Raw genomic sequence first — 7,085 nt, 5'->3', positions numbered from 1 at the left:
GAGGAGTTCGGGGGTTAGAGGAGTTCGGGCTTCAGGTCGGGATCTGGCATTTCGGGGTCGAAGGGGTAGAGGGGGCGGGTTACGGCGTGGTGGCCTAGGCGGAGGAGGTCTTGGTCTACTCCGCCGGGGGTTAGGGCCAGGAGCCAGTCGGCGGCGAGGGTGTAGAGCTCTGGTTCCAGGTAGCCGATTTTGACGATGACCAGGTCGGTGGTGGCTGGGTCCAGGCCGAGCAGGGTGAAGTCGGCGAGGTGGTGGTAGGGCTTGCGGCGGGAGGTGATGATCGCGTGCAGGCCGCCTACCTGGATCACGGCGACAGTTCCGCCGACTGGGTCTTCGGAGAGGGAGAACACGGTGCCGGTGACCTCGACCGGACCTGCCGGACCGGAGTCGACCTTGCCGCCGGCCGCAACGCTGATCGGGTTGCCGACGCCGGCTGCGACACATGCTGCGACGGCGTCGGGGTCGGCGATGCTTGCGTGGATCGCGGTTGCTTGGCCGCTGGTCAGTTCGTCGACGGTCAGCAGTTCGCGCAGGGTCCACGACACGTCGCCGGCTCCGCCCGCGGTCGGGTTGTCCCCGGAATCGCTGATCAGGAACGGGCGCGCCGTACTCTTCAATCCCGCCGCGACACACTCATGCAGCGTCCCGGTCGGTGCCACGAACTCGAAGTCGGCCCGCGCATCCCAGTAGGCCTTCGCCAGCTCGATCGCGCGCTCGGTGATCAGCGCCTCGTCGTCACCCATCACCACGACAGCGGCCTGGCACCGCGGTTCGTCCGCCCAGGCATACCCGACCCAGACCGCAGCATCCAGTACGCCGGGCTCGTCCGCGATCTCGCCGACCCGCTGGTAGATGGAGGCCGCCGGCTCGATCCGGGTCGACGTCTTCTCCCCCGGTAGCAACACGGGCACCTGGATCCACGCCTTCTTCGGCCGGCCCAATCCCGACTGCAACCGCTCGACCAGATTCCGCGCCGTCCGCTCGCGGCTCTCCATCGCGTCCTCGTGCGGTGCCATCCGGTAGCAGGTGATCAGATCGACGGCCGAGCCGAGCTCCCGCGACACGTTCCCGTGCAGATCCATCGAGGTCGAGATCATCACGTCCGGACCGAGCGCGGCCCGGACCCGCGTGGCCAGATCCGCCTCGGCGTCCTCGCGGCCGACCACGCTCATCGCGCCATGGATGTCGAAGAACAGTCCGTCCAGCTGGCCCGCCGTACCGATCCGTTCGACGATCTCCGCGGACAAGGCGTCGTACACCTCAGCCACCACCGCGCCGCCCGGCAACGACCGCGCGTGCAGCAGGGGCACCCACTCGACACCCTCGGCCCACGCCTTCCCGAGGAAGTCGTAGCGGGCGAGCAGATCCTCCCCACGCCGTACGTCGAAGTCGTCCAGGCCGGCGCGATGCGGCGAGAACGTGCTGGACTCGATGGCGATCCCGGCAATCCCGATCCTCATGAAGTCCAACCTTTCACATCCGATCAGGGGGTCGCACTGGTTTCGACGGACGGCGGGAAGCGGTGCACCTCTTGCGGCCAGTCGAGGGCGACGGCGAGCCGACCGGCCCAGTAGCGCGCGGCTTCGTCGTCGGGTACGGCGATGGCGGCGAACCCACCGAGGTGTTCCTTGGACTCGACGTACGGACCGTCGGTGAAGATCGGCTCGCCGTCCCGGGCCGTGACGCTGCAGAGCACGGACGAGGCATCGAGACCGCCGTTGCCGAAGAGGTAGACGCCGGCCTCCTTCATCTCCTCGATCACGGGGCGCACGGACGCGGACTTCGCGCGGATCTCCGCTTCCGTGTGCTCGGGGACCCACTCGTCGTTGAAGCTGATCAGGTACTCGGGCACTGTCGTCTCCTATCGAGTCTGTGCGAAGCCGGTCGGCCGTCGCACATGAAGTCCACGAACGGCAGCATTCCGATCCGACACCATCCGGCGGACCAATTTCAACGAGGCGCGGTCGAGCCGCGGATGACCAGTTCGGTGGCCAGCTCGACATGCAGGGCTTCGAGGGTGTGGCGGTCCAGCAGGCGGGTGAGCAGGCTGACGGCCATTCGGCCCATCTCGGCGAGGGGTTGGCGTACTGTGGTGAGCGTGGGCGTCGTGGCCTGGCTGAGGTCCAGGTCGTCGAAGCCGGCGATGGAAAGGTCGTGCGGCACGGAGAGGCCCTGAGCGCTGGCGGCTTGGAGGGCACCGACGGCGCCTTTGTCGTTGAAGGCGATCAGCGCGGTGGGGCGTGGGTCGAGGGCCAGGAGTTGAGTGGCGGCCTCATAACCGTCCGCGGTGGTCGGATGGGTGTGCCGGACGAGGTCGGCGTTGGGGAGGATGCCGGCGTCGGCGAGCGCGGCGTGGTGACCGGAGAGACGAGCGTCGGCGGCGAGCCATTCGCGAGGGCCGGCGATGACGCCGATCCGGGTGTGGCCGAGCGCGGCCAGGTGGGCGGTCAGTTGGCGGGCGCCGGAGTGATGGGCGGCTGACACCGAGGGGATGTCGCGCGGGAGGGTGGTGCGCGGGTCCACCACGACGAACGGGAAGCGACGCGAACTCAGGCGGACGAGGTCTTCGCTCGACTCGGGCGGGAGGATCAGGATCGCTCCGGCCAGACCGCTCTGGGACGGGATTCGGGTCAGCACCGGCTCGTTCGCTGCGGCTTCGCCGGCATTGAGGACGACCTGGCGGCCGTGGCGGTCGAGGGTCTCGGCGATGGACGAGACGATCAGGCCGAAGTAGTCGGTCAGCAGGTACGGGCAGCGCACGTAGACCGTGCCGGCGACGGGCTTCGGCGTACCGCCCCGGGGAGTGGGAGCGCGCAGGCCGAGCTCCTCGACCGCACGCTCGACCAGGAGGCGCGTCTCGGGCGCCACGCTGCCCTGCTGGTTGAGGACCCGGGAGACCGTCGCGGTCGACACCCCGGTCGCGGCCGCGACATCGCGCACGGTCGCGCGCTGCCTAGGCATTTGTTACATCGCTTTGTTTCACGCTCAGCACTCTAATGGGCCGCCTGCAGGCATTGACAGAGGTCGAGAGAGATCGTTTCCTGAGGTCGTTTGTTGCACTTGTGTTTCACACCCTGAGGAGTGCGATGCGAACACCGATGATCGCCACCGCCTTGGCGCTCACCACCGGTCTGCTGACCGTGCCGGCCGCCGAGGCCCGTCTCAAACCAACTCCGTACCCGACCACCCAGGCACAGATCTGGGTGACGACCCCGGACCGGGCCGAGCTCCTGCACGAGCGCGCGCCGGTCGCCTTTCAGCCAAACAAGCACAGTCAGCGAAACAACAGCGACCTGACGACGATCACGGTCGACCCGCGAACGACGTACCAGACCATGGACGGTTTCGGCGCCTCGATCACCGACTCGTCGGCGGACGTGCTCTACCGGCTGAGCCCGGCCGTGCGCGAGGAGACGCTGCGGAAGTTGTTCGATCCCCGCCAGGGCATCGGCGTGAGCTTCCTGCGGCAGCCGGTCGGGTCGTCCGACTTCACCGCCGCGACCGAGCACTACACGTACGACGATGTCGCGCCCGGCGAGACCGACTTCCAGCTGAAGCAGTTCAGCATCAAGCACGACGAGCAACAGGTGCTGCCGCTGCTGCGCCGCGCCAAGCAGCTCAACCCGGCGCTGAAGGTGATGGCGTCGCCGTGGAGCCCGCCGGCCTGGATGAAGACCGGTGACTCGCTCGTCGGCGGTCGCCTCAAGGACGACCCCAAGGTGTACGACGCCTATGCGCGCTACCTGGTGAAGTTCGTCGAGGCGTACACCCGGGCCGGCGTACCCGTCGACTTCCTGACGATCCAGAACGAACCGCAGAACCGCAAGCCCGGCGGCTACCCCGGCTCGGACGTCCCGGTCCGGCAGGAGGCCGAGGTCATCTCGCGGCTCGGACCGCTGCTGCACAGGGCCAGCCCGCGGACCAAGATCCTCGGCTACGACCACAACTGGTCCACGCATCCCGGCGACATCGGGACCACCCCGCCCGGTGAGGACCCGGAGACCGACTACCCGTACAAACTGCTGCAATCCAAGGCGGCGAAGTGGATCGCAGGTACGGCGTACCACTGTTACTCGGGCAATGCGGCGGCTCAGACCGCGTTGCACAACGCCTTCCCGGACAAGGGCATCTGGTTCACCGAGTGCTCCGGTTCGCACGGGCCGAACGACACCCCGCCGCAGATCTTCCGCGGAACGCTCACCTGGCACGCGCGCAACCTGATGCTCGGCACCACTCGCAACTGGGCGAAGTCGGTCGTGAACTGGAACATCGCACTCGACTCCACCGGCGGTCCACACCTCGGCGGCTGCGGGACCTGCACCGGTCTCGTCACGCTGCAGGCCGACGGCACGGTCACCACGGATGCGGAGTACTACACGATCGGCCACCTGTCGAAGTTCGTGAAGCCGGGTGCGGTGCGGATCGGAAGTACGTCGTACGGGACGACCGGGTGGAACGGGCAGCTGATGACGTCCGCCTTCAAGAACCCGGACGGCTCGACGGCGCTGCTTGTGCACAACGAGAACGACGAGCCGCGGAAGTTCGCGGTCGCGGTCGGCGACCAGTCATTCGAGTACGAACTGCCCGGCGGTGCGATCGGGACGTTCACCTGGCCGTCCTCCCGGCTGTCCGCGCCGACCCCGGTGTCGCTGGCTGGTGCGACCGCGACCGCATCGGTGAACGGCGCTGAGGCCGGGCTGGCGATCGACGCGGACGGATCGACCGTGTGGTCGAGCAAGGCTGCGCAGACGCCCGGTCAGTCGCTTCAGCTGGATCTCGGTACCCGGAAGCTGTTCCGGCAGATCGCCCTCGACAGCGGCGGGCAGCTCGGCGACTTCGCCGCCGACTGGTCAGTTGCCGTTAGCAACGATGGGGTGAGCTGGTCGAAGCCGGTCACCGGTACGTCGACCGGCCAGCTCACCACGGTCGACCTGCGACCGTCGTACGCGAGGTATGTCCAGATCACCTCGAACGGCACCAGCGACCACTGGTGGAGTCTGGCGGATCTCCGGATCTACAGCTAGACGACGTTGTCGAGCCGGGCGCTGCCCCGTCCGGTTCGCAGTTGGTAGCTGGTGCTCACGCCCGCGTCGGGGTGGAGTTTGTCGACCGCCCGGTACGACAGCTTCGCCTCGTCGCGGGTCACCTCCAGTACGCCGTACCCGTGCTGCCGCATGTCGATCTGCTTCAGGTGCGGGTTGTACTGCAACCGCTTCTGCTCCTCGGCCTTCGCTCCGGCCACGCCCTTGGTGTCACCGGTGTTCGTCGACGACACCGACGGTACGACGAACTCCACACCCGCTCGTTTGGTCCCGGCCGGGTTGCCGGGCGTCCCCGGAGCGAACCCCGTGTTCCACAGCTCGCCCGAGAACGTGTCGTGGTCGTCGCCGGTCACGACGACCAGGTCGGACACGCGGTCGGCTGCGAGGGAGAGCAGTTCGGTCCGCTCAGCGCCGTACCCGTCCCAGGTGTCCATGTAAGCCCGCTCGCCGCCGGCGCCGGTGACCATGCCCATCATCATGTTGGGATTCGCGAGCACCTTCCACTGTGCACCGGACGAGCGCAGGCCGTTCTCCAGCCAGGCCTTCTGATCAGGGCCGAGCATGCTCCGGCCCGCTGCATCCGCCGCCGCGCAGATGACGCTGCCGCCGTCGTTGCACGGCTGGTCGTCCTTGTACTGCCGGTTGTCGATGGCAAACAGTTCGACGGTCTTGCCGAGCCGGAGCGAGCGATACGTCCGCGTCATGTTGTCGGCGTACCGCGGTACCGGCATCCGCTCGAACCACGTGTGCCAGGCGGCCGACTTCTTCTCCTGGAAGAACAGCTCGGGGAGCGACCACTTGTTCTTCGTGTAGTTGTTGCGGAACTCGTGGTCGTCCCACAGCGGCAGGAACGCATGCTGCGCATGCATCGCCCGCAGGTCGTCGTCGCTGCGATAGAGCGTGTACTTGGCCCGCATCGTCGGCAGGATCTGTGGATAGAGGTTCAGGTCGATCCCGCGGACACCGGGGACCGTGGCCTCGTAGACGTAGTCACCGAGGCCGACGACCAGGTCGAGATCCTCCGCGGCGAGATGCCGGTGCACCGCGTAGTACCCCTCGGTGAAGCCTTGGCAGGTGAAGAAGCCGATCCGCACCGGCTGGTTCGAGTCGGCCGGGCGCAGCGTCTGGAAGCGGCCGACCGGCGAGACCGTGTCCTTCCCGCGGAACTGGTAGAAGTACTCCTCGCCTGCGGTAAGCCCGTTCGCCGCGAAGTGGACGCAGCCGTCCCACTGCTTCTCCGCGACCACCGTCCTCACGATCACCGGCCGGGACAGATCGCGATTCCGCGAGACCACGACCGCCAACTCGGCATCACCGTCGAACAGTCCGCGCGGCACCCGGGTCCACAGCATCGCGCCGTCGGTCCGCGGCACACCGGCCATCACGCCCTCGGGGAACGTCGCCCCGGTGACCAGGGTCGGCGACGCATCCGCCGCGGTCCGGAGCGCCGGCGTACCGAACGCTTCCAGTGGTACGGCAGCGGCCACACCGAGAACACCTACCGTGCCGAGGACAGTACGCCGAGTCACAGTCATACCGGGGATGATGAAATATTTTCATGAATAGTGGAAGACCTCACGGCAACCCGGGCCTGGCGAGAGGAAAGCGAAACGGCTGCGTCACGCCTGCTTGCTACCGTCCGGACGCATGATCGAGGACCTGGAACTGCGCGCCGTACCGGGCACCGACCCCACTCTGCTCGCCCTCGCCACCGCGCAGCAGGCCGAACTCGCCGCGATCTACGGCGACGACCAGCCCCAGGTCACCCTGCACCCCGACATCAGGTTCACCCTGCTCCTCCTCGACGGCGCCCCGGCCGGCTGCGTCGGCCTCCAGCCGGTCTCCCCCGGCCTCGGCGAGATCAAGCGCATGTACGTCGAACCCGGCTCCCGCGGCTGGGGCCTGTCCCGCATCCTCCTGGACGCCGTCGAGTCCCACGCCCGCAGCACCGGCCTCACCCGCCTCCGCCTGGAAACCGGCACCCACCAGCACGAAGCCATCGCCCTCTACACAAACCACGGCTACACCCCCACCCCGCCGTAC

6 protein-coding genes are annotated in these 7,085 nt (G+C 67.9%); 2 read left to right on the top strand and 4 right to left on the bottom strand.

Annotated elements, in window-relative coordinates:
• Positions 1-14: 14 nt before the first annotated feature.
• The 3 genes from E1261_RS41695 to E1261_RS41685 all read right to left on the bottom strand — a co-directional run bounded on the left by E1261_RS41695 (position 15) and on the right by E1261_RS41685 (position 2,961).
• Complete coding sequence (locus E1261_RS41695) at positions 15-1,460, bottom strand: M81 family metallopeptidase (protein WP_132415306.1); 1,446 nt, start codon at positions 1,458-1,460, stop codon at positions 15-17.
• 23 nt (positions 1,461-1,483) lie between these two features.
• Positions 1,484-1,852 carry a YciI family protein gene (locus E1261_RS41690; protein ID WP_132415305.1) on the bottom strand — a complete coding sequence of 123 codons (369 nt, stop codon included), beginning with the start codon at positions 1,850-1,852 and terminating at the stop codon, positions 1,484-1,486.
• Positions 1,853-1,950: 98 nt separating this feature from the next.
• Positions 1,951-2,961: a LacI family DNA-binding transcriptional regulator gene (locus E1261_RS41685; RefSeq protein ID WP_132415304.1), complete on the bottom strand. Its 1,011-nt coding sequence runs from the start codon at positions 2,959-2,961 to the stop codon at positions 1,951-1,953.
• 125 nt (positions 2,962-3,086) lie between these two features.
• Between E1261_RS41685 and E1261_RS41680 the strand changes: the two genes are divergently transcribed.
• On the top strand, positions 3,087-5,024 hold the full coding sequence (locus E1261_RS41680) for a glycoside hydrolase family 30 beta sandwich domain-containing protein (protein ID WP_132415303.1): 1,938 nt from the start codon (positions 3,087-3,089) through the stop codon (positions 5,022-5,024).
• Here the strand turns inward: E1261_RS41680 and E1261_RS41675 are convergent.
• Positions 5,021-6,577, bottom strand: coding sequence for an alkaline phosphatase D family protein (locus E1261_RS41675; protein ID WP_132415302.1), 1,557 nt, complete (start codon positions 6,575-6,577; stop codon positions 5,021-5,023). The two genes, E1261_RS41680 and E1261_RS41675, sit on opposite strands and share 4 nt — an antisense overlap.
• 112 nt (positions 6,578-6,689) lie before the next feature.
• Here E1261_RS41675 and E1261_RS41670 point away from each other — a divergent pair.
• On the top strand, positions 6,690-7,085 hold a 396-nt coding region (locus E1261_RS41670), incomplete at its 3' end, for a GNAT family N-acetyltransferase (protein WP_132415301.1).

The organism is Kribbella albertanoniae, assembly GCF_004348455.1.
Lineage (GTDB): Bacteria > Actinomycetota > Actinomycetes > Propionibacteriales > Kribbellaceae > Kribbella > Kribbella albertanoniae.
The sequence above is the reverse complement of the archived record's forward strand: the minus strand, read 5'-3'. Positions and strand labels throughout refer to the sequence as shown.